Source organism: Nocardia sp. NBC_00511 (genome assembly GCF_045161165.1).
Classification (GTDB): Bacteria; Actinomycetota; Actinomycetes; order Mycobacteriales; family Mycobacteriaceae; genus Nocardia.
In genome coordinates this window covers 85,346-108,186 of the sequence record NZ_CP107850.1, presented here as the reverse complement: position 1 = coordinate 108,186, position 22,841 = coordinate 85,346, and the positions used below count along the sequence as shown (strand labels likewise).

Annotated in this window: 20 protein-coding genes; 17 read left to right on the top strand and 3 right to left on the bottom strand. The window is 62.3% G+C overall.

Annotation, left to right across the window (positions count from 1 at the left end):
• Nucleotides 1-710: 710 nt before the first annotated feature.
• Together OG300_RS41765 and OG300_RS41760 are read left to right on the top strand one after the other, a co-directional pair.
• Nucleotides 711-1,712, top strand: coding sequence for a hypothetical protein (locus OG300_RS41765; protein ID WP_331723093.1), 1,002 nt, complete (start codon nt 711-713; stop codon nt 1,710-1,712).
• Nucleotides 1,713-1,722: 10 nt separating this feature from the next.
• Nucleotides 1,723-2,769: a hypothetical protein gene (locus tag OG300_RS41760; protein WP_331723092.1), complete on the top strand. Its 1,047-nt coding sequence runs from the start codon at nt 1,723-1,725 to the stop codon at nt 2,767-2,769.
• A 104-nt stretch (nt 2,770-2,873) separates the two neighbouring features.
• Here OG300_RS41760 and OG300_RS41755 read toward each other — a convergent pair whose 3' ends face one another.
• From OG300_RS41755 to OG300_RS41745, 3 genes are all read right to left on the bottom strand, one after another.
• Nucleotides 2,874-3,593: a hypothetical protein gene (locus OG300_RS41755; protein WP_405498999.1), complete on the bottom strand. Its 720-nt coding sequence runs from the start codon at nt 3,591-3,593 to the stop codon at nt 2,874-2,876.
• Between the two features lie 916 nt (nt 3,594-4,509).
• Nucleotides 4,510-5,196, bottom strand: a complete 687-nt coding sequence (locus OG300_RS41750) for a MerR family transcriptional regulator (RefSeq protein ID WP_405498997.1) — start codon at nt 5,194-5,196, stop codon at nt 4,510-4,512.
• A 404-nt stretch (nt 5,197-5,600) separates the two neighbouring features.
• Entirely contained in the window at nt 5,601-5,879 is a 279-nt protein-coding gene (locus tag OG300_RS41745; protein ID WP_405498995.1) for a hypothetical protein, read from the bottom strand.
• A gap of 67 nt (nt 5,880-5,946) precedes the next feature.
• On the opposite strand from OG300_RS41745, the gene OG300_RS41740 reads away from it, so the two are divergent.
• The 15 genes from OG300_RS41740 (at nt 5,947) to OG300_RS41670 (ending at nt 22,841) form a co-directional block, all read left to right on the top strand.
• Nucleotides 5,947-6,840, top strand: a complete 894-nt coding sequence (locus OG300_RS41740; RefSeq protein ID WP_331723088.1) for an ROK family protein — start codon at nt 5,947-5,949, stop codon at nt 6,838-6,840.
• Nucleotides 6,841-6,999: 159 nt separating this feature from the next.
• Nucleotides 7,000-8,118 (top strand): GAF domain-containing protein, encoded by a 1,119-nt coding sequence (locus tag OG300_RS41735; protein WP_331723087.1) that lies wholly within the window; start codon nt 7,000-7,002, stop codon nt 8,116-8,118.
• Between the two features lie 64 nt (nt 8,119-8,182).
• Nucleotides 8,183-9,196 carry a conjugal transfer protein gene (locus OG300_RS41730; RefSeq protein WP_331723086.1) on the top strand — a complete coding sequence of 338 codons (1,014 nt, stop codon included), beginning with the start codon at nt 8,183-8,185 and terminating at the stop codon, nt 9,194-9,196.
• Between the two features lie 16 nt (nt 9,197-9,212).
• Complete coding sequence (locus OG300_RS41725; RefSeq protein WP_331723085.1) at nt 9,213-9,479, top strand: hypothetical protein; 267 nt, start codon at nt 9,213-9,215, stop codon at nt 9,477-9,479.
• Nucleotides 9,476-9,898, top strand: a complete 423-nt coding sequence (locus OG300_RS41720) for a hypothetical protein (RefSeq protein WP_331723084.1) — start codon at nt 9,476-9,478, stop codon at nt 9,896-9,898. Before OG300_RS41725 ends, OG300_RS41720 begins: the two co-directional genes overlap by 4 nt.
• Entirely contained in the window at nt 9,888-12,401 is a 2,514-nt protein-coding gene (locus OG300_RS41715; RefSeq protein ID WP_331723083.1) for an ATP-binding protein, read from the top strand. The genes OG300_RS41720 and OG300_RS41715 overlap by 11 nt, the downstream gene beginning before the upstream one ends.
• 171 nt (nt 12,402-12,572) lie before the next feature.
• On the top strand, nt 12,573-15,032 hold the full coding sequence (locus tag OG300_RS41710) for a hypothetical protein (protein WP_405498991.1): 2,460 nt from the start codon (nt 12,573-12,575) through the stop codon (nt 15,030-15,032).
• A 61-nt stretch (nt 15,033-15,093) separates the two neighbouring features.
• Nucleotides 15,094-15,951: a hypothetical protein gene (locus tag OG300_RS41705; RefSeq protein ID WP_331723081.1), complete on the top strand. Its 858-nt coding sequence runs from the start codon at nt 15,094-15,096 to the stop codon at nt 15,949-15,951.
• 443 nt (nt 15,952-16,394) lie between these two features.
• Nucleotides 16,395-17,438 carry an NlpC/P60 family protein gene (locus OG300_RS41700; RefSeq protein WP_331723080.1) on the top strand — a complete coding sequence of 348 codons (1,044 nt, stop codon included), beginning with the start codon at nt 16,395-16,397 and terminating at the stop codon, nt 17,436-17,438.
• A 114-nt stretch (nt 17,439-17,552) separates the two neighbouring features.
• Nucleotides 17,553-18,134, top strand: a complete 582-nt coding sequence (locus OG300_RS41695) for a hypothetical protein (RefSeq protein ID WP_331723079.1) — start codon at nt 17,553-17,555, stop codon at nt 18,132-18,134.
• A 41-nt stretch (nt 18,135-18,175) separates the two neighbouring features.
• Nucleotides 18,176-19,939, top strand: a complete 1,764-nt coding sequence (locus OG300_RS41690) for a hypothetical protein (RefSeq protein ID WP_331723078.1) — start codon at nt 18,176-18,178, stop codon at nt 19,937-19,939.
• Between the two features lie 28 nt (nt 19,940-19,967).
• On the top strand, nt 19,968-21,452 hold the full coding sequence (locus OG300_RS41685) for a PPE domain-containing protein (protein WP_331723077.1): 1,485 nt from the start codon (nt 19,968-19,970) through the stop codon (nt 21,450-21,452).
• Entirely contained in the window at nt 21,449-21,787 is a 339-nt protein-coding gene (locus tag OG300_RS41680) for a hypothetical protein (protein WP_331723076.1), read from the top strand. The genes OG300_RS41685 and OG300_RS41680 overlap by 4 nt, the downstream gene beginning before the upstream one ends.
• The gene (locus tag OG300_RS41675) at nt 21,784-22,497 is read left to right on the top strand and encodes a hypothetical protein (protein ID WP_331723075.1); all 714 of its coding nucleotides are present in this window, start codon (nt 21,784-21,786) and stop codon (nt 22,495-22,497) included. Before OG300_RS41680 ends, OG300_RS41675 begins: the two co-directional genes overlap by 4 nt.
• The gene (locus OG300_RS41670; protein WP_331723074.1) at nt 22,494-22,841 is read left to right on the top strand and encodes a hypothetical protein; all 348 of its coding nucleotides are present in this window, start codon (nt 22,494-22,496) and stop codon (nt 22,839-22,841) included. Before OG300_RS41675 ends, OG300_RS41670 begins: the two co-directional genes overlap by 4 nt.

The following is a 22,841-nucleotide window of genomic DNA, read 5'->3' as shown; positions in this document are numbered from 1 at the left end:
AGGCCCTAAATGGCACGCTGAGCCTCGTTGCTACTGATTTGGCAGGAAGGTGTGCAAAGACCGCGAAAAGTCGGGCACCGTTCGATTTGGTGGGTTGTATGTCTTGACCTGGGGATACTTGTCGCGAAGTCGTCGGCGGCTGAGGTGTCTCGGACTCGAGACGAGATTGGATCAGTCGGCTAGTGGGTCCGACGTGCGTTTGGTGAATTTGGCCGGCGAGAGCTTGGGCCACGAGATTCCCGGCTCATTGCCGCCCGGTCCGGTCGGGGGGTGAGCCATCGCCCCATTCCAGAGAAACCGCAGGTAGAGGCGATCTGCTATAGACTACTTACGGACCTGCAGAAGGCATGCAGGGTCGAGGGGGCCACCTCCGCGGACCGGAGATCACGAGCTTCGAACCTAGTGTTCAGCTCACCCCGGAGTTTGTTGTATCGGCTTCCCTTACACGCGAATATCGGAAACAAGGCAGAGATATTCGCAGGCGAGGCCAGATAAATTGAGCACGTACTGGTCGTGTCGTCGGCTTACATACCGACCCCGGGTCGGTATGCTCGGACGTCGTGAGGATTGCGGACTCCACAGCGGCGTCTCTCGAGTTCCGAGGACGGGTCAAATCGCCGAAGACCCTCGCGGCCTATGCCACGTCATGGACGAGGTTCGTCGCCTGGTGTGACGCGTGCGGTGTTCCCCCGTTGCCTACAGACTCGGGGATGGTCGCGACATGCGAGGAAAGTGTCGCGACCTACCTGGCCCAGGCCGGCGAATCGATCACGCGCGACGGGAAGCCGCAGTACGCGATGAGTACGATCCAGGCCTGGTGTACGGCCATTGGCTATCACTACGCCGCGGCAGGGTTGCCCAATCCCGTCTGCTCGGAGACTGTCAGACTGACGCTGGCCCGTCTGGGCGATCTGCGTGCACAAAGCGGGGCCGAGGCGGACACGGCCGTGCCGCTCTCATCCCCGATGTTGAGGCGCTTGGTCGCGAGCATCGATGAGAGTGCCCAGGGCTGGCGGGATCGGATCGCCGCGCGACGCGATATCGCCCTTTTGGTCCTCCAATTCGCCGCAGGCCTACGTCGGTCCGAACTGGTGGCGATGTCGGTCGCCGATGTGTGCCCCATGAGCAGGTCTGAGAACCCATATTTGCTGATCCGAGTACCCGCTACCGGTGGCACGGTGCCTGGCGACGAGGTTGCGGTCGGGCGTGGCATCGACGCCAGGACGTGCCCAGGGTGTGTATTGCTGCGCTGGCTGACGGTGCTCGCCGTGTTCGACCGAGCCGTCGCATCCGGTGCCGCGGATTCCTCCGCGGCCGGACAACTGGCGGTCCAACGGGCGCTTCGCCGTGACGATACCGGCGCTGAACTGCATATCTGCGACAGCAATTGGCCGCAATTCCGGCGAGTCAGGGTTCCTTTGTTTCGTCCGCTCGACCGAGACGGACTTCCGCACGAGCGCGCCATCACTGCCCGGTCGGTGCCCAACATGCTCAAACGTCGCGCTCTTGAAGCCGGGTTCGAGCCTGAGGTGGTCGCCAAACTACGCGGGCATTCGGGCCGTGTGGGAACAATTGTTCAGGCGCTCGCCAATGGCGCGGACGCGCAGATGGTCGCTCGGCACCTGCGTCACCGTGACGCTCGCACTGTGAGCAGCTACATCGAGCCCGGGCAGGCGGAATCCGTTTCTGTGGCCGATCACCTGGGTCTGTAGGGAGGAACGAATGCCGGCGGACATCGCGCATGGCGAATTCGATTGCGCCGCTGCGCCTTCCGGCCTGTCCGCGCGGTATCGCCGGGATTGGCGAAGTTTCGCTGTCTGGTGCGCGGCGGGTGAGGTCTCAGCGCTTCCCGCAGTGCCTCTGACGCTTCTGGAGTATCTCGCGGACAATCCGGGCCGTCCCGCAACTCAGGCGGGCCGGGTCACCGCCATCAATCGAGCTCATCGTGCTGCGGGTTTGCCTGCCCCTGGGCGGGCAGAGGAGCTGAGGCAGGCTCTCGATCAGGCGCGCGCCGCACAGTCGACGCGCTGGCGCACTGCTGTCGATGCACTGCTGCCGCTTATCCCGACGTGGGGCTGGCCTGGTGGACTGGTCGGTAGGCGTAACGGGGCATTGTTGGTACTCCGGGCCGCCGGAATGTCTTATGCCGACATCGGACGGTTAACCGTCGGCGATGTGCGCGTGGAACCGGGAGCGATCCATATCGGGCCGCAACCGCTGAGCACGATCAACGCTTCCATCGACTCGCAACCGTGTCACGCGTCGACGCTGCACGCCTGGCTGGATGTCCGTCCGGCACTTCAACGTTACAGTGGAAATGCCATGCTGGAGGCCGCGCTCGAATCCGGTACCGTGCCAGGCATCACGATCGACGCAGTCGGCGTCGACCAGCCGTTGTTCGTCACGCTCGATAAGCATGGTTATGCCCCTATGCCGTGCATCGATCGGCGGGGGGCATCCCCAGCGCTGCCCGGTTTGTCCGCCGAAGCCGTCTCTGCGATCGTGACTCGGCATCTCTCGGGTGATTTGCCCAAATATGTTGTCCAACAGAAGAATACGGCTACGGAGAGTCGTGTCGATGTGGTGGCGGACCTCGGTGGTAATACGAGCTTGAGCGCTGACTATTTCGACAAAGGGATCGCCGCGCGCCGTCGCGATCACGAAACCCTGTCTGCTATACCGGATCTGCTCGACGACGCAGTAGCCCGTATGGAGAAACTGCTCGATCAGACCTCCGACATGCTCCGGCTCGCGCTCGGACACGAGTAGAACTCGGTAGCGTTGGCCGCGACAGGATTTCAGCAACCGACTGATTTGGCCGCGGGAAATCGATGGCATCTGTCCGCGAGGTGTCAGGGCTTGGCGCGCAGGCGCTATTGGTGCCAGGTCTCGTCATCGAGGCCGACCCGCAGCGATTTCTGCTTCACGGGTGACCGGGAAGCAGAAATCCTCCACCGGCCTGTGGTTCGCCGAATCAGGGGATTGATCGCGACGGCGGCCGACGCGAGCGAGACTACCGGGGCAAGCGTCGCCCACACGGTGAGACTGGCGGTGGTGTAGCTGGACTTGTGCAGACCCGGCACCGGGTAGTCGCCGTTGCCGGCCAGCCATCGGATGACGAGTCCTGCCTGAGTGCCTAGATCGGTCGCGGGACCCGGTGCGAGCATGTGCCTCATATCGTTGCCCTTACTATCGAGGTACAACACGGTAGAGGTGGTCAACAGCGTGGTGGCGGTCGCGAGGGCGGGGACCGCATAGGATGCGGTCCGGTTCGGTGCACGCCAGTTCGCCAGTGAGGTGAAGAGGGTGGCGAGGGCGGCGAGCCCCGTCAGAATGCCTCTCGTGCCGGAAATCAGCGCACCTGAAGGGGGCGAGCCAGACCAGAAGGAGACCCGTGTGTTGGTCACGTGAAGTGTTCCGAAGGCATTCGCTTGGGCCACGCCATCGACGCCAGACGCGGCGACCCATGGGCGGAACAGCAGGAACAGGAGAAACATGCAGAGGGCCGCGGTGAACAGATTTCCTGCGTTGCCCCGAGGTCGGCGTGTGGCGATGTTCTCGAGGCGGTGCCAGACGCGGCTGACGGTCCGCACGGGCGATCCACCGGTACCTTGTGGGTGATTTTTCGGTAGGTGCCATGGCGTCGCTCGAACCATCGACTTACCTTAGATGTCACCGCGCTCGGGACGCTGAGCCAACTCACCAGTGGTGAGAAGGACTCTGCTGTTTAACTTCGAGCACAGCCGACGGGCGTTGTGATGTTCGAGAGTGGTCGCGCCGACGCAAAACCAAGTGGACGCCCTTGACTGTTGTTGCATCGAATGGCTCGCGAGTGGTCGAGTGTATCGATATCGTGTTGGGTGAACGGCGAAAGATCTTCATGGACGCGTGGAGCACCGCAGAATCGTTGTGCTGATTCAGATCCAGTACGACCCTGCCTCGACTGTCGTAAGCGATACCAGCCCAGATCATCCCTTTTGGTCCGGTGCCTTTCGCGCTGAGAAGTTGTACCAGTTCGCGACATTGAGACAGCACGGGGCACTGCTGGCATGTCTCTATCGCTTGTTGCCACTGGTTGGGTCCGCTTGCGTCGAGGTCCCAGTCGCTGGGCCGCGTTGAGCATGGCACGCGAGGTTTGGTGCATGGTATCGACGCCCGGGTTTCCTCTGTGTTGCTCATGGCGGCCTCCTGCAGGCTCAGGTCTCGAATTGAGCCTGCCGGGAACGACTTGAGCGAACATCGGAGTTCCTACGCGTGTTTTCTTTCAGAGCCGACCGCGGACTATGTGCTGAGACCAGCTGTGTATCGGATACTTCCGCGACATTGCGTAACTCCGCAGTGACTGCGGTGCGGCTGAACGGAAAGATCGCGGCGGCGTCGACGGGCCGGGCGCCGCATATCTGACCCACTGCGGAGCCAGGCAGCGGCGAACTCGCGATCGTTCGGATCCGATGTACTTCGACTCGATACGCGCCGGTCGCCCGGCAGGCGTCCGCGGGCGGGTGAGGGTCAGGAGGACGTGGGTGGTTGATCGCGAGAACGGAGCGCTGCCAGGTCGATGAGCTCGACCGTGGCGCGAGTAATCATGAGGTTTGCGATCGTGAGGTCGGACTCGAGGACGGGATCTCCGGGTTCTCGTGACGATTCGAAGACGGCTGTGCTGCGAAGTAGATGGCCGATGTCGTCGGTGTAGCCTGCGACGAGTCGAGCGCAGTCGAGGCGCAGTCGTTCTATGAGTTCGAAGGCGCTGGGCGCCGGCAAGCCAGCGTTCGTGAGTCTTGTCGCTAGGTCGTAGCAGCGTGGATTGGCCAGTCGGTAGGTCTCGAGCGGATTGTCGTCGCTCGTGGGAGTTTCGAGAGTGTCAGGCTGATCCGGAGTCCGGTTGACGGCCACTGTCGTATCGGCTGGTCCGGCATCGAGGGTGGATTCCGCGCTCGGCTGGTCGGTGACACCGAGCAGCTCGGCGAGGCCGTCGCCGCGGTCCCACGCATCGAGCAACTCGCGGATGCCGTTGAGCTTCATGCCCCGGTTGAGGAGTCGAGCGATCGTGTTGAGTCGGGTCAGGTGATCCATGCTGTAGTAGCCGGTGCGACCACGGACGTCGGGGGAGGGTAGCAGACCGCGTTCGTGGTACACCCGAACACTGCGGACCGTCATCTCGGCTGCCCGCGCCAGTTCGTCGATTGTGTATTCCACGGTGCCTATCGTCCTCGAATCTTCGTCTGCCAATGGTTCATTGTTCAGCGAACCACTATACAACGATGCGGTGACGTTGCGCCTTCGTCAATGAGCCGTTACATGACGGTGTAAACCTTGCGGAGCGACTAATTCGTCGGTTAGCGTGCTGATACGGCTGATTCTCGGCCGTTTCCGAGGACTGTCGAGCAGCCTCGATGACCGCCCGATCAGTGGGGCGACGTCTGCGGTCCGGGCGCGCGTCCTGTGAACTTCCGGAGTCGGCTATGAGCGTCCTTCGAACCACCACCCCACCACGGGTGACCACCGGATCAGCCGGTGTCGCCGCGGTGACCAGCAGATCACATCGCCCACCGTGCGCTGACGGTCCCAATGACTGGGACCTCGACGCCGGCACACCGGAGTCATGGAGAACGGCAGTTCAGGTATGTCGCAGCTGTCCATTGCTGAGCACTTGCCAGGAACTCGCACAGGTGTTCATCGCACGCGGCGAGGCCCCGCGTGCCGTGATATGGGCGGGTGTCGCCTACGACAACGCGGGCAGGGTCGTCGATGACCTCGATCGCCACCGTGTCATGTCCATAGATCAGAAGCGCCCGATGCGGATCACTCGGATCGGTGCCGAACGCGAACACGTCGAGGCGTCTCACCCCACGCCGAAACGGCTCCTCGTTCTCGGGCACCCGATTCGTCCGACCAGCGCGATCTGAAGTCGAGCTGCACGAAACTCACTGCAATGGTAGGTAATCCATGACAATCCTGGCGTTGGAGATCGGAACAACCGACTTCGCGGTATCGCCTGTGCGCGACGATGTCGACGTGGCCGAGATACGACGGGCGCCGTTGCCGCGCACGGCGCCCTGGGATGTGTGCCGAGACTTGCTGCTGGAGGTCGCGGGTGGAGCTGAGGTCAGCGCGCTCGGCATCGCGTGTGGCGGGGCGATCGATATGGCCGCAGGCATGATCGCGCCGAGCGGGATCCCTTCGTGGCGAGCCGGATTCGGGGTTGTCGAGGCGGCCCGCGTGTTGTTCCCACAGGCGTCGGTTCAGCTGGGGTCGGACGGACTGTGTCTGGCGCTGGCCGAGCGGACGTTCGGTGCCACCGCGGGCTGCACCGACAGTCTGGCGCTGCGTGTCTCGGACACGATTACCGGCGGTATCACGATAGGCGGCTTCGTTCTGGTCGGGCGGACTGGCAACGCCGGCAATTTCGGGCATCTCCTGATTCCGGGATTCGACGAATCGTGCGACTGCGGGGGACGTGGGTGCCTGGCAGCTGTCGCCAGCGGAGCCAGTGCGTCCCGTTGGGCACGGGAGCGTGGGTGGCACGGTGATGGTGTCGCCGATCTCATCAATGCCGCCGACGTCGGCAATGGGGTAGCGATCGAGGCGTTGAGCAGGGCTGGTACCGCGCTCGGGCGCGCGATCGCCTCGGCAGCGGCCCTGCTCGATGTGGAGCTGGTCGCGTTGGGTGGCACCCTGCCCCAGGCCGGCGGCGTGCTGTGGAAACCGTTGAGGGCTGCCGTCGTCGAACACGCCAAACAGCTCTATCTGCCCAGTCTCCGGGTGGTGTCCTCGGAAGTGGGTGAGATCGGAGTGATTGCCGGAGCCGGAGTGCTGGCGCTGTCCCTCGCGCGGGGTTAGGAATCGGTGGAGCTGTGGCCGGCGGATGCCGTTCTGGTCAAATTTGAATGAGCCGCTATATAACGGTACATTGTGCTCTGTGGCAGTCCTTATCGGGACCTCCGTCTCGGGTCGTGGATGTGTCAGTTAGGACAATGGAGCGGCTCAGTGATTTCCTGGATGACTATCGAGACGTTGGTACCGGATGACCCTTCGGTCGCCTCGGTCGGCGGTGAATCCCGCGAGTTCGCCGCCTGGCAGCGTTCCCTGCAGCGCCAGTTGGCCAAGGTTCCCGCCATGTACGACGTCATGACCACTGCCGAGATCCTCGAGGCTGTGTCACTGGTACGCGAACGTGCCGCCATGTCACAGCGGATCGTCGAGACAAGATCCGGACCACATCTGCTGCGGGTACGCCCGGTCCTCGGCCCGGCGGGGGACACACATGCGGTGCAGCTGTGGATGGGTCCGGCATCAGTGTCACCACCGGTCCTCGGCCCAGCGGTCGGTGCCATCTGGGATCTGGATTCGCAGACCATCGCGGTACCCAGCGGGATCGTCGAATTGGCCGGTGTCGCCCCCGAGGAATACACACCCCGAATGTCGATCGCCGAACTCTTCCACCGGGTTTCGACTTTCGATCGGCACGGTGAGGTACTAGACCTGCTCTATGACCCGAAGCCCGGCGCAAAGCTACAGTTCGAGGCGGCTATCACCGACGGAGCCGGATGTCCGAGCCGGTGGAGAATCAGCATGCGGGCACGTGAGGATCAACGCGGACGCGGTGCGTGGTGGCTGATCGAGGACATTACGTCGCCTGACCATCCGGCACAGGCCCCTGGCCTCGAGCGGGTGGGATTGCGAGAAGCCCACAGGCGGGCTGGAACCCGACTCGCTGTCGTGCAACTGGCGCACGGTGCAATCTCACATTGGTTGACAGATCCCGCACCCTGGATCCGTTGGGACTATCTGTTCAGTCCCCGCGATGTATTTCATCCCGACGACCGCGCCCGGCTGGTGACGTTGAGTGATCAGGTCAGTACAGGGTACGCGGCCGGAATCGTGGTGCGGACACTCAATTACGATGGGGGATACACCCCGACTTCGCTGTTGGTCTATCCCTACCCGGGCTATTCGCGGCAACCACTGGCCATCGTTCAATTCGTTCACGCCGCACCTGGATCGCCGCTGTCCACGCCCGCGAGCCGTACGGTCTGGCAGGTACGGGATCGTACATCGCCGGTAGGCTACGACGATCAGTTGCGGGCGCGGTGGGGGCGGGGCAGTAGATCACTCTGAGCCCCTCCAGGGGTGGGAATAGCTGCGGAGAAATAAGTGAGTGGTTCTTCCTTACCATTCGAGAGTGAGTTCACTGACCGGTAGCAAGACCGATTCCGGTGACCTGCTGCTTCGCAGAATGGCGGCTCGCCGTCGTCGTGAAAGTATCGCGGTCATCGCGGTCGCGGGTCTGGCCATACTCGGTGGCGGCCGTGCCATCTTCGATGCTTTCGATTCTTCTTCCTCCGGACCAACGGTCAATACGACGACCTCGGTTGTCGGGCACGCGCAGCTTGCGGGATCGTTCGCTCGCGACTTCGTGGTGACCTACCTGAGTCTCAGCGCCGCTGGACAGTCCCAGTTGGGGGCCTACGTCAGCGGCGCTCAATCGGCCACGTTGCCACCCGTCGGAAGGCAGGTTTCCGACCCCGCGGTGGCTTTCGTGTCACTGTCGAGTTCCGAGTCCGGTATCGACATTTGGTCGGTGACGATATCCGTGCGATCAGCCACGCGTGCGACCGCGCAGACGGATGTACAACGCCAGTTCTATCGCGTCGCGGTCTCGGTCGGCGCGGGCCGGGTGCGCGCTCTGTCGTTGCCCGCGGTGGTGGAACCACCCGCTTCCGGATCGGACCTGACCCTGGTGTACCGCGCCTCCTGTGCCGTCGACACCGTGCTGGGGACAGTGGCCTCCGGATTCCTGCAAGCACTGCTCACCGGCTCCGGCGACATCGCGCGCTACACGACCGCTGGTTCCGGCATCGCGGCGCTCAAACCGACACCGTTCACCTCCGTCGAGACGGCAACTATCAGCGCCGACGATCCCGAGTGCGGCACCCGTACGAATACCGCCAGGGTACTGGTGTCGATCAATCCCAAAGGCGATGGCGGGGTGGTCACACCGACGCTCGACTATCCGCTGACGATGGTTCGGACTGCGGGCCAATGGCAGGTCGCAAGTGTGGATCCGGCTCCTGCACTGCTGAATCCCTTGACCATCGAGTCCGGTCCCGAGTCCCAAGGCGGTGCCGGCCCGACCAGCACCGCAAACCGAACTCCTGCAAGTCAGGCTGTCATCCCGCCGCCGACGCAGAACTGAACAGAAGGAATTCATCATGGGAACGCCGCACCTGCTCCAGATATTAACCAATATAATGGAAGAGGGTCGCTGGTTCGGAATAGTGATTCTGACCATCGGTTCCGGAGGGATCCTTATATCAGAAGCGTTCAGAAATAGACTCTCTCCCGGCAGGGTGGCATTGGTGGCCGGTTCGGCGATCTTTGCGGGCGTCGTTTTCTGGATACTTCCATCGGTCATCAACTACGGCCGAGTGGACTCGGGCACTATCGTCCCGGACTACCCCATTGGGGGGTATCGGTGACCGAAGTGATCAAAGTGTTCACTCCCGTCAAACGTGTGCCTACGATGGTCGGTAAAGCCCCGAACGGGCAGCGGCTTCCGTTCGGCCCCTACACGCTTCCTCAGATAGGCGCCGCGGCAGTACTGCTGCTTTTTACGAGCGTATGCTCGGTGAATTTACCCTGGAATCCGGCGATCACCTTCATTACCGGAGTGATCATCACAGTAGTGACAGTCTTTGCTCTCGGCCTGATCCCGTACACCGGCGTCCGATTGAGTTCGCGAGCGTACTGGCTGGGGCGCTTGCTGGTAAGTCGGAAGCCGGTCTCGGCGTCCGGTATGCCGATAGATTCTGAATCTGCGCGGCGCACCTTGTTCATCGAACAGACGGTTGTCGTGCTGCTACCGGACGTCGTCCAGGGAGCTTCCGATGCGGTTTGACCGCGATCTGCAGCCCACGGTAGCTATTCGCGGCAACCTTCAGTTCACTCAATCGGGGCTGGTCACCGCGACCTACTTCATGAGCCCACTCGGCTATGGATTACGCAGCGCGAGTGACAAGTTCGATGTGAAACAAGCGCATCATGCGCTGGTCAACAACCTGCCCAACGGATCCCTGATGCTCGGGATTCAGGCTCGCCTCAACACCGTCGACGTGCTGAGCAAGATGGTGGAGGGCGTCGACCTGGACGAATGTGAAGGCTACGCGGACGAGGTAGTGGCATCGTACGAACGAATTCGCGCGATCGTGCCGCAGACCCGCATATTTCTGCTGTCGATTCCAGTCGGATCGACGAGTCCGGGGATGACTGCGCTGACGCGTTTGTGGCACGGCGGTGGAGGCGACGCGACGGCGATCTCACGCGGCGATCTGGATGAGTGCGAGGAGAAAGCAAACGAGATTCTGTCCCGGATCGGAGGAGACTTCGATCCGGTGCCCGTGCCGGCCGCGCTGTTTCAGTGGCTCTGGGAGCACTACCTTTCACGGGGTGCCGCCGGCGATCCGGTGGCACCGACGCAGGCGGGTGTGCTCGATGACGCTACGGCGGCGGTCTTCCGATCGGCGGCATTGGATGAGGGCGCTCAGGTAGAAAGTAGTCGACGCTTACGTCCGTCGTTCGTGCCGGTGATCAAGATCGTCCAGCCCGATTTCGAGTTCCGACCCTCTTACCAGGCAATGCTGACCCCGCATGCGTTCCCGTACGCGGGTATGACGTTTCCCGGTGGCAGTGAATTTCTCAGCGTGCTCGAAGGCATCGGGGAGGTGAGCGTCGATTGGGGGATCCGGGTATCGACGCGGCCCGCTGATCAGGTCCTCAAGGCCAACGAGACGAATCTGCGACGCCTGGGGGAACAGATGGACCAACGCGACCAGGAGGTGTCCTTCGCGCAGAACACCTTACTGTCGAAGGCGCAGATGCTGGGTGAATACAACCAGCACTTCGAGGTCAAGGGCGGAGAGTCGGAGGTCTCGTTCACGACCGTGATCGCGATCGGCAGTCCCTCACGTGAAACGACGATGGATGCGGTTAACCTGCTCAAGCGTCGCTATAAGCGGTTTCAGATAGAGTTGACCGCCCCACTCGGCGCGCAGGTCGATCTCTGGTCGATGCTGATCCCCGGGTGCCCGCCGCGGCGGGCATTCGATGATTACTCCCATATTGTCCCGTCGGATATGTGGTCGGCCTTTGTGCCGTTCACCACCAGTCAAATCGGGGACGACAGCGGCCCGGTCATCGGTGTGAACCTGATGTCGGGTCATTTCGAGCCGATACATTTCGGGATCATGGAGGCGGCCCTGCACGACCTGTCGGCGTCGTTCGCTGTCACCGGTGAGTTGGGCTCGGGAAAGTCGTACTTTCTCAAGTTGATCGCTGTACTCGTGCACGATATGGGTGGGCAATTTCTTGCGATCGATCGCAGCCAGGTCGGGGAATGGGAGCACTTCGTGTCGGCGATCGATGATGCGGTCATCATCGATCTGGCGAATCCCACAGTCTCATTGGACCCGTTGAGACTGTTCGATGCGCGGATCGCAGGTGAACGGGCGCTGGATTCAATTCTTCCGCTGCTGGATCTGTCGCCTACCTCCGGTGCCGGCGCTTTGTGTAGTGCGCTGTTGACGCCGCGTGGCATCGAAGAGCACAAGATCCGCTCACTGGAGGATCTGTTTCAGGTCATATTACGGTTACGCGACACGCGGGGAACGGGGGAGGAGTATGCCGATCTGGCGGCGCGGCTCGGAACGGTCGCAGATCGGGTGCCTGTGTTGTTCGACCCCGCGTTGAGGCCGTTGCGTCTCGATGCCGCCGCCACGGTCATCCGTAGTCACAATGTGGCGCTGCCGACGGCGGAGGAGCTCACCACTCCGCACCTGTACAACCGGCTACCGCTGACCAAGCGGCTCGGCACCGCGCTGTACGAGCTGGTCGGGGTCGCGGCCCGTGAGGCGTTCCTGAGCGACAACGGCCGGTTCGGCCTGCTGGTCGGTGACGAAGCGCATCATTTTACCCAGACCCAGGTCGGGTCCGCGGTGACCTCGGATTTCAGCCGTGATGGTCGTAAGCATCTGGCGGCGATCGCATTGGCGTCGCACGATCCGGCCACCGACTTTCAAGGTGCCGCACACAACCTCATCCCGAACCGATTCGTCTTCCGGCAGCGGGATGAGACTCTCGCGCGCAACAGCCTGGAATGGCTCGGGGTCGATCTCGAACACGCGCCCTATCTTCTGCAGATTCTGCGAGAGGAGACCTCCCCGCCCGCCGGTATAGGTCGACAGGTGCCTGAGGAGCGACGTGGCGAGATGTTCATGCGCGACGCGCTCAACCGGATCGGACGCGGGAAGGTACTGGGTCCGGCGCGTCCCGATCGCGCGGCCGCGATCACCAGCACGCCGGTCGCCGCCAGGAGCCGGTCACTCGAGCGACGAGCCCTGCCATGACACAGGGATGGCGTTCGTGCAACACGGGTGATACGAAGACACAGCGGGTGGAACATGCCTGAGGCCTTGATCGATCGAATGAGCCGCTCGCACCCGCGTGCGCTACTTCGCTGGGTGTGGGGGTGGATCTGCACCACTCGCCGCCGAAAGTGGGTGGTGATCATCTGTGGAGTGTTGTTCGGCCTGTTCGTCTTCCCTGGCATCCTCGGTGCGGTTGCCATGGCACAGAGCAGTACGGCCACGGCATCCGGTAACAGCGCTATGAGCTTCATGAAAGTTCATGATTCGGCCGGTACCGATGTCTCGAGCTACTCCATTGTTCTCGACGACGGTGGCCTGTTACATCCCATAAAAACGGGATACGCATTGTTCAACGGCGCGATTTTCGAAGGTTGGCTTCTGATTATCGACTTTGTCTTGTGGCTGCCTGGATATGTTATGGGGTTCTCGTGGTTGAACTATATCGCGACTCCGCTACGGGCTATGGGTAAATCGTTTGCCGGACAGCTGAATACACCGATCATCCTGATGACTGCTACCACCATCGGCGCCTTTTTCGTCGCGTGGTTCGCGCTGCGTGGTTACCACGCCAAGATGGCTATGCAAATAGTCGTCATGCTCGGGGCGGCAGTGCTGGGAACGCTGATACTCGCCGACCCGCTGGCCGACGTCCTGTCGCCGGATGGGTGGATTGCTCAAGGCCGCGATGTCGCCATAGAATTCGATGCCGGGTTGATGGGTAACAGCGATCCGCAACCCACTAAACTGGTTGCGACAATGCAGGAGGAAATGGCGGATGGCCTCGGAAGTGATACCGTTCAAGTATGGAACTTCGGGCATACACTTTCCGGGGCGTGTAAGGCAGGCTGGGAAGCGGGTGAGCAAAGTGGTGACGATGGTCAGGTAAAGGCGGCCATCCAGGCATGTGGGGACGTTGCTGCCTATAAATCTATCCAAAACCCGAGTGCCGGAAAAATCGGCACCGGACTGTTGTTCTTGATTGCTGCCATACCTCAGCTGATTTTCTCGGGTATGTTCTCGGTGAGAATTATATGGTCGGTACTCGACTCGATCTACCACGCGCTGATTGCGGTTGTCTGCCTGACTTTCGGGGTTTATATATACGGCCCGACACAGACAGCGACGGTGCGGAATCTGGTGCACTCCGGGTTCGCGGTCGGACGTATGGTTGCTGAAGTCGTTTTTCTCGGCGGTTACGAGATCTTGGAAACAAGCTTACTTCGGCAGGCTCAGGGACAAGTCAGTGCGGTCGCGATCCTCAGCGGTATCTTCACGATGGTCGCAATACTGCAGAGTTCCAAGCTTTCTCGTGGCTTGAACAGTGGAAGTGACTGGATTTCCAATCGTGTTGCGCTGGCGATCCAGAACGGTGCAGCCAAAACGAATGGCAGCGGTGGAGGCGGTGGCGGAGGTACCGCCGTAGGAATGGGTAGCGTCGGTGCGTCTCGGCATGGAGTGGGCGTGTTGGCTACGCTGGCAGCGGCCAGCGCCTTCGATAACTCGCCGGTCACCGAGTGGGCCTTCAATCGACGCACCCCGCTGCGACGTTTCTCTAAGCAGGAAAAGGCTACGTCGATTTCACAATACGGCGTCTGGGGCGCCCCGGGAATAGGTGGGCCCAACGGCTTCTATGTGCAATCCATGATGAATCGCGAGCTCTTCTCGAACGCGGCGCGGCGCGGCGCGGGACGTGACGGAATCGACACTGTCGAGGGCGCTTCGCGAGCAATCAGGTCAGCTGTGGATGTAGGCGCAGGCGCGCCCGACCTCCACGGGGCTCTGATCGGTGCCGGATTCCGAGATGGGAAAGTCATCCACGCGGCGATCCGTTCGTGGGGCATCGTTACCGACGACGCTAAGGGATACCAAGTAACCGACGCGCACCTCAAATTCGTGGCCGCGGCGATGAACCGTGTTGTGAACTCGACCAATCGGCGTACACGGTCTGCAACCAAGGCCGAAGCAGGGCTGGCCTCACATGAAAATGTCGCTGCTGATTTGGCCACTTTGGAAGCAGCTGCTCACGGATTCCGTCGTGCTCACCAAGGAGGTGTCACATTGGATAATGGGCGCAAAGGAAACCAGCTCAAGTGGGTCAATGCCTATATGAAAGATCAAAACGAGGACCGCCTGAGAGTGCTGGGCGCGCTGGCCAGCGGTGACGATCTGGAAAGATATGCCGTCAAGAAGCAGGGGGTCTGGGTACCCGCAAAACGGACGGCGGGAAGTCCGACCCCCGTTCACAACGAGCAACAGTTGATGGCTGACATGCGTAATGACGGAATCGATCAAAATGCGGCAAAGCGTATGTGGACCTGGATTGGCAATGAGCACGCTAAGCGCGTACGTGTGTCGGTCACTGACCTCATGGCCGATCCGACAAATGCCGAGCGGATGCGCCGTGCACGAGACGAAGTTTCCAAGGCGCAGTCCACCGACCAATGGGCGGCTCCGATGAATATGCCTTCGCCGTGGGCGCTGCTCGCGCCGCCCGGACCGGTCAGCTCCGCAACCAGGGACTACCCGGACTGGATGTCTGACGTGGCAGACACATTGCACCGTCCGCGCCCGGGGTGGCGACCGTGGACTCGCCGAGGGTGGCGTCAATAGGCGAGGGTGCTCGGGAGTCAGGGTCGGCATGGTGGTGCACGATTTCGGAAAGGGATGAATCATGCTGAAACTACTGGCAGTTTTCACGGCCGCACGGGTGGTCTGGTCGATGCTGGCAGCGCTCGTCGTGCTCATCCCGATTGTTCTGCTGGTGGTTGTCGTCATGGGGGTTGCCAGCACCTTCTCCGCGGTGGGCGGGGACTTCTTCAGCCAGTGCGATACTGCGGTTGGTCCGGATCCGGCATCGACGGTCGCCGCGACTCCGACAACGGCGGCGGTCTCAGTGGCCGCGGCAGGTCCGCAGTCCGATGCGTCGCCGGCGGTGAATCCCTATGCGCAGATCACATTCGCGGACGACGATACGCAGGTCTCGGGCTGGATGCGCGCCTGCGCGACGGCCATGCGGTACGCGCCGTATCAGTCCGCTCCTGAGCGATTCCTCAACACCGGCCTCGCCGTCGATTGCGCCGCGATGATCGCGCAGTCGCTGACCCAACGACCTGACGCGTTCGGCGCCGATACCGATCCGGCCGAGGTGTCGGCATCGATAATTCGCGATGCTTCGACCGCGGCCGGTACGCCCGGATCCTGTGATGGGGATCCGGCGGACACTGGCTCGCTGGGTGATCCCGCTGTGCGCTCGGTGCAGTGTCCCACGCGGACCGCCACCGGCACGGTTGTGTTGCCGGAAACCCTTGCAGTGCAGAGCTATTGCGGTAGCCGAGTAGATCCGGCAGCGGTGTCCGCAGGCGATCTGGTGTTCTGGGGCTACGAGAACTATGCGCCGACACGGGTCGGAGTGGCTATCGGCCCGCAGCAGATCGTGTGTCGCGACGGGGCCAGCGGTCGGATGGTGCAACAGGCGTTGCCAACCGGACGTGATGTACGGATCAAACGGGTGCTGAGCGCGGCACAGTGACCGAGGATGCCAGGATCGCCCCGGAAGACGCAGCCGCGCACAGTGATCCAGAAGCTGCCGCATCGACGCCCTGGACTCGCGCGCTGAGAGTCCAGGGCGCCGACGTCGATGGGATGCCGCGCCCGGCTATCCAGATCGACGCAGGGCCGTCCGAGACGGAGGCGTCGCCGCAGTCGGGGATCGCGGTTCCTGAACAGCCTGGCGCGAAACCACAGGAATCTGGAAATGTGACGGCCCCGCAGCCCGATGCGGCAGCGGGCGGACAACTCGAGACCGTCACACAGGCTGGCTCGGGGACCGGGGTGCCCCAGCCTCCCGTGGTAGGTACTACGCCGGGGGTCATGTCGCCGCCAGCCGATGTGCTGCAGTCGCAGACGTTTTCAGCTGCGCCGCCCGCGACCGGCCCGATAGTCGGGAACCCGAGCCCAGGCCGAACCGGTTCAATGACCGAGGTTCCGGAACATGACACGGGATTGCGCATCGATCCGGATGCTTTGTCGTCGCTGGCATCCGACCTTTTGCCGAGCATGCTGATGCTGCCGATGCTGGCCTCGTCGCTTCTCGGCGGTGGCGCGGGCGGCGGGCATGCCGTGACCGCGCCGAACCCTAATGCTGTGGCCGCGCTGCAAGCATTGAAAGCGCTCGAAGGCGCCTACGGCAAGAATCCTCAGCCTGCCACACCAACACCCCCCGCCAGCAGGCCGATTGCCAGCAGCACAAAGGGTGTAGTCGCGGGAAACGGCTCGGCTGCACAGGCGTTGGCCACGACACAGCTCTATCAACACACCGCCGCAACCGCATTCAACAACCTCGACAACCAACTCGCCGCGTATCTGACTCGCCTTGCGGGTGGACACGGCCTCGATCGCACGGCATTGACGACCCTCATCCATAACCTGGACACGGCGCTGTCCAAGGTGGGTAGTGGCGCGTATACCGCCGCCGGCCAACAGCAAGTACACGATATCCTGGCTGCGACCCTGAAGCAGGGGCAAAGCCTGGTCTCGGGAACCCAGCTGACGGACAGCGAGATCGCGGACGCGATCAACCAGCTCACACTGCAGTACTTGTACAACCTCAACGGTAAGAGTTACCAAGGTAGGGCCCTGTCGACCGGATCGGTGACGACCCCCGCCGCGCAGAAGGCGATTTCGACCGTAGTGTCGGAGCTCGGCAAACCTTATGTCTGGGGTGGAGAGGGCCCTGACGCTTTCGACTGTCAGGGGTTGATGCATTATGCCGCGCTGTCGGCTGGCGTGAATATCCCCAGCGGCGCCACCGCGCAGTATCAGCAGCTCCCCAAGGTCAGTCCGTCAAATATTCGTCCAGGTGATCTGATTTTTCCGGACTCCGAGTTCGATGGTGGGAGCCCGCAGCATGTGATGATGTACATCGGAAATGAACAATGCGTCGAGGCACCTCATACGGGTGCTGTCGTCAGAGTGACTGGCCTTCCGAGTAGTTTTCATGCCAGCCGATGGTCCTGATCGATCGGTAAGGCGCCTGAGCGTTCTCAGACGCCGGGATTCCCATCACTGGGAATCCCGGAGAATGACAGAAGCGTGAGTAAGCGGTCTCGTCCGTTAGGTACAGGTGATCTCATGAGCTGGGGCTTCAGTTGGAAAGACCTCGTCGTCGGTGGTTTGGGCATGGTCCCGGTCGCGGGCGGGGTGCTGTCTGGTGTGGCTGACGCCGGGTTCGAACTTGCTAATGGAAAATCTCTCAGCGACGCGGTCGGTGCCGGTGCCCTCGACGCCGCTTTATACACTATTGGTGGACCGATAGGTGGTCATCTTCTCGGTCCAGCGCTGGATAAAGTCGGTATGGATGTTTTCAAAGATGCGGGCGACGCCGCCTTGCGGAAATTGCCGAAGAACAATATAAAAGACTTCGTAACGCTGGCAAAAGAGAACGGGTTGAAAATTTCGCCGAAAGCTGTTAAGGCGAACGTTCTTTCGGATGCTGAAAAGAGTACGCAGGCGAAGCTCAATCGATACGCAGGCTCGACCCTTGATGGGGCCCTTGCATTCTATCAGGACCTGGATAAGAAGGTGGCGGTAAAAGCCCTACCCAATTCGTCCGATACACAAGCCAAGCCACGCTCCATCGCGCTGAAGCCGTCGATTCCCTACGATCTTCTCGACGCGACTGGTGCGGTAGTCATCGGTCCCACGCCTGAATGATGGATGCGTCGCGTGCAAACTATCGATGAAGGTGATCCGGCATGGTGACTACCCAAGTGACTACCCAAATGGCTTTTGTCAAGATGCCGAGTAATGACAAGATGATTACTGCGCACTATGACCCCGTATATCTGCTCTCCCCTGCTGGAGTCGAGATGTACAAGAGTGTGCCCGTCTACTTCAAAAAGCAATTCGATAGGTTTGGTAACGGCGATACTGCCCCGCCGCCTGGTCTTCTGGATGTCAATATTCCCCTGCCCGGCCAGCTAGCGGGCGCTGGCGACACGTTGACGTCATATAAGCAGCTCGTGAGCAATATGAGTGCGGCGGTGAAGCAATTGCAGACTGCTGAGGCAGAACTACTCAAGTGGCTCAAGACGAGCGCGGATATCGCCGAGCAAGGTCGGCAGGACATCAACAGGTGTATCGAGGAGATGAATAGCTACGCGGTGCAGGCACCGGCCGATCCGACAACGATGACCGAGAATATGTGGGTCATGCAGTTCATCGCAGCGTCGCTGCAGAATCTTGCGGATACCATGACAAGCTATGCTGGCCAGTTCGGTGCTCAGGCGGACGGTGCACCGAAAATTCCAGCCGTATCCACTGGTGATCCGACCGGTGGCGCGAATTCGGGTGTACCAAAGGTGCCCGGCCCTGCCTCTGGCTCTCCCACCGATCCGTCTGGCTCCCCCACGATTCCCTCTGGCTCTCCGACCGACCCCTCCGGTTCTCCCGCCGATCCCAATGGTTGGCAGGCTTCCGCGCCGCCACCAATAGATCCGAACGGAACCACCGGTCCAACTCCGGGTTCTACCCCCGGACCTACTCCGGCCACCGATCCCACCGGGGCAAACAACGGAACCGCGCAACAGCTCGACGACCTCGCGAACAAGCTCAACGCTATTCCTTCGAACGCCCCTATGACCACACCGAGTGCTGGCGGGCTGGGCGATTTGAGTTCGTTGCCCATGATGATGGACATGCTGCGTGGCCAGCAGGGCCTGGGCGACACTCCTGGAGACCAGCTCGGCAACGGGCAGTACGAGCCCTCCCCGCCGCCGGTGACACCCACGCCTGCACAGACTTCACCGGCTGCCACACCTCCGCCGGTGACGAGTACGTCCGGCTCGCCGTCGACATCGCCTGCGGCTCAGCAGGCCGCGCCCGTGGACAAGGCGACGACGTCGACTCAGCCGACTGCCCAACCGATGGCGCATCAGCCGGATGCGGATGGTTCGGTGACGTACACCTTCCCCGACGGTGTGACGCAAAAGGTTTCGGCCGTCGTGGCGCAGGCATTGGATGCCGCGTTCTCCAACCACGGTGATACCGATGCCCAGGGTGCGTATGCCAAGACATCGGCGAAGTGGTCGGACAACAAGCAGATTGGTGACAGGGTCGATCCGAGCCAGTTGATGACCGGTGACGTAGCCATCTTCCACGATCCGGAGCACACCGCGATCGTGCGGGTGATGGGGTCGCTGACGGATGGCACCGTCGACGTCATTGTCCGAGGTAACCTGATGCGCTTTGGCGACGACGGTCAGCTGAAGCCGTTGTCGGGCGATGGTCAGACCGCGCCCACTTCCCCGACTCAGCCGGTGCCGCCGGACGGCGCGCAGTCGAGCCTGCCATCGGATACCTCGCCCGATGCTGCCGGGGATATCGGGACCTTCGCCGGCTTCATGCATCCGCACGGCATCGAGATGACCAGTGCCGCAAGCAAGCCGGGCGACCCGATGGCCGCAGGCATCGATCCGAACGCAACGCAGGTATCGATGGCAGCGGCGTCCACGAGCTGACGAGTAGGCGGGTGCAAAGGAGACGCGCATGGCTTTGAATGTCGATCCGCAACAGCTGACGGAAACGGCGGTGACGCTGGCTCAGCTGACGCGGGAGTTCCATGCCGGAATGCCTACCGGCTGGGTGCAAGCGGCCGGGGGAGACCTCGGCTCTGTGCTGGCCGCGTCGTACCACAATGCGCGATTCGAGTCAGCCACCAACGACGCGATCTCCACGCTGAATCGGCTTGCGCCGCATAGCCATAAGATCGGAGCATCGGTCGCCGACTACACGGCGACCGATGCCGAGGGCGGCCGCCGAATCGGCGGCGACACCGGTGACGTTCTCGCCAATCCTCTTCCCGAGCCGGACAGTTACGGGTATCGTATGGGCCCGCTGCCGAGCGCGATCAGTAGCGCGCCGGTGGACTCGCTGACTTTCGCTCAGCAGTTGAACGGTGGTCCTGGTCCAGGGCCGGCGAGATCGTTCGCGGATTCGGTCCGTCAATTCTTGTCCGGTACGCACAGCTCGACGCTCGCGGGGCTTGATGCCGCGATTCCGGTTCTTCACGAATGGACCCCCGTCGGTACCACAGCGGCGGCACAGCTCAGCGGCTACCGCAATCAGCTGGACGAAATCGGCACAACGCTAGGTGGGCTCGCCAGCGATGTCGATTCGTACGCCGAGGCCTTCGAGACCGCGAAAGCGCGCCATCCGACCCCGCAGGAGATCATCGCTGTGCGTCAACGGCTTTTGGCTGCCATGCGGTCCAAGAACTCTGCCGCGCTGGCGACTGCCCTGGCGCAATTCAACGAGCAGAATGCCCGATCGGCGCAGACGGCCACGGAGTACAGCACCAAACTCAGTTCGACCCTTCAGCCTACCAAGGCTGGGGGCAGTGGCAGCCAGACCACAGGCGGCGGCAGCGCCGGCACCGGAAGCATGCTCTCTCAGATGATGCCCGCCCTGATGGCGGCCTTGAGCGGAATGAATTCCGCTACGCAGCAGGGTAACTCGATAGCCGACGATCCGACCCTCGACGACAGCGGTTATCCGTTCGACGGCTTGCCGTCGGTGCCCTCGTCGTCGGATATCGGCGGCGCTGACCCGGCTGTTCCTTCCGTCGACGCCGGTGGTCTCGGTACCCCCGCCGATGCGGTCACGCCGGTCGCCTACCAGGCGGCGACCATGCCGATGGTGCCGACCGCCGCCGCGCTGACCAGCAATGGGCTCCCGCGCACGAATGTTGTTGAGCCGCTGCAGACTTCAGCAGGTTCAGGTGTCGCTGCCCGGAGCGGTAGCTCGCCCTACATGCCGTACATGCCCTCGGCGCCGGGGATGCAGGGCGGCGGTGCGGGCGGGGATCGCAATCGCGTGGTCGCCTGGCATCCCGACCGCCTCATGTACGTCGATGACACTCCGTATACCGAGGCGGTGATCGGCGAGAAGCCGACAATCGCACCGACCGTGACGCCACCGACTCCGGCGCCCGCCAACAACTATGCCCCCGCCAACTCTGGAGGTTCTGTGTGAGCGACATTCATCCCGACGTGCAAGCCGCGTTGGACGCTGCCCGCGATCTGCGTCACCGTATCGCCGATCTGCGGGAAAAGATCAACGCCATTCGTGCCCGCCGCCCCTCTCCGAGCGGTGCGGTCCTTCCCGAGGTGGACGCGATGGGCAGATTGACCGACCTTTATCTCACGCCCGGCACCGCCGAACAGTTGGGCAACACGAAGTTGGTCGCGGAAATCATGGCGGCGATCGCGGAGAGCACCGCTGACGCCGGCCGCCAGTACCAGGCTTTGATGGAGCAGGATCCCTGGCCCGCGGCAGCTACGGTCGAGAGCGTCGCGGTCACTTCATGACCACGGTGCCCGAGGTGTCCGTCGCCGAGACCGTCCGTTGGTTGCATGACGAGGGATTGGTGCGGCTGGCCGGAGTCGGTGGGCGAGCGCCCAGCCCTGTCATCGCGTATTCCGTGGAGGTGGCGACAGGCATGGTTACCGCGTTTCCCGACGCCGTCGCCGGCCCCGGCACCGACGTGTTGACACTGGCTGCCGACGATCTCCCGTATCCGTCCGGCAGCCCGAGGCGTCTTGTCGTCGTCGGGGTGACAGCGTCGGACGCGGTGCTGGTCTTGGATCTCGAAGTGGCGCAGTCGCTGGGCATCTATGGCGATCGTCCGGAGATCACCGCACGAGCGTGGGTCGTGCAGTTACTCCTGGACCCTCAGGTCAGTATCACCACCAACTGCGCCGCGGTAGCGATCGCGGCCGACAAGCGCTGCCAGCACGTCTTCATACCCGGTGGCGGAACGGTGATGTTGGTGGACGACAGCGAGCCGCCGGTCTCGACGGTGCGGCTCAACCCCGAGGCCGAGGGGTCCAATCATCTCGATGTGGCACAGGACCGCACGGCGGACCTGTATCTGGGCAGTCGCTTCTGGCAGCTGCGACGTGTCCTCGGCATCGAGGATCCGACCTGGGCGCCACTCGTCGAACAGCTGGAAAACCCGCTCGGCGAATCAGATTCCCCCTTTCCGCCGTCGGCGGCCGACCCCGAGGAGCAGCGGTGAACGACATCGAAGAATACGATGCGCAGGAAGACGCTGTGCCGGACTGGCTGAACATGACCTACGAGGTATTCAATCCCGATCACTGCGCCGGTGTCGCCTGTAATCGCGACGGTGAGATCGTCGGCATCCATATCACTGACGAGGCACGTGAGAACGGGGACCAGTGGTTGGCGGCCGAGATCGTGAAACTCGCCCGGCTCGCGCATCTGAAGTCTCGTGTCGGTCTGCGGGCGGAAATGGAGTACAACGGGACTCGCCCGTACACCATCGATTCGTTCGATCTGCCGACCGAGGCCTCCTACCGGCTCGCGGAAGCCGCCGAACTCGGGACCCTCCGACCTTGA

Excerpts from the sequence above, each read along its gene's own strand:
- OG300_RS41765 (WP_331723093.1), top strand. The coding sequence starts at position 711 with ATGGTCGCGACATGCGAGGAAAGTGTCGCGACCTACCTGGCCCAGGCC.
- OG300_RS41760 (WP_331723092.1), top strand. The coding sequence starts at position 1,723 with ATGCCGGCGGACATCGCGCATGGCGAATTCGATTGCGCCGCTGCGCCT.
- OG300_RS41740 (WP_331723088.1), top strand. The coding sequence starts at position 5,947 with ATGACAATCCTGGCGTTGGAGATCGGAACAACCGACTTCGCGGTATCG.
- OG300_RS41735 (WP_331723087.1), top strand. The coding sequence starts at position 7,000 with ATGACTATCGAGACGTTGGTACCGGATGACCCTTCGGTCGCCTCGGTC.
- OG300_RS41725 (WP_331723085.1), top strand. The coding sequence starts at position 9,213 with ATGGGAACGCCGCACCTGCTCCAGATATTAACCAATATAATGGAAGAG.
- OG300_RS41715 (WP_331723083.1), top strand. The coding sequence starts at position 9,888 with ATGCGGTTTGACCGCGATCTGCAGCCCACGGTAGCTATTCGCGGCAAC.
- OG300_RS41705 (WP_331723081.1), top strand. The coding sequence starts at position 15,094 with ATGCTGAAACTACTGGCAGTTTTCACGGCCGCACGGGTGGTCTGGTCG.
- OG300_RS41700 (WP_331723080.1), top strand. The coding sequence starts at position 16,395 with ATGACCGAGGTTCCGGAACATGACACGGGATTGCGCATCGATCCGGAT.
- OG300_RS41695 (WP_331723079.1), top strand. The coding sequence starts at position 17,553 with ATGAGCTGGGGCTTCAGTTGGAAAGACCTCGTCGTCGGTGGTTTGGGC.
- OG300_RS41690 (WP_331723078.1), top strand. The coding sequence starts at position 18,176 with ATGGTGACTACCCAAGTGACTACCCAAATGGCTTTTGTCAAGATGCCG.
- OG300_RS41685 (WP_331723077.1), top strand. The coding sequence starts at position 19,968 with ATGGCTTTGAATGTCGATCCGCAACAGCTGACGGAAACGGCGGTGACG.
- OG300_RS41675 (WP_331723075.1), top strand. The coding sequence starts at position 21,784 with ATGACCACGGTGCCCGAGGTGTCCGTCGCCGAGACCGTCCGTTGGTTG.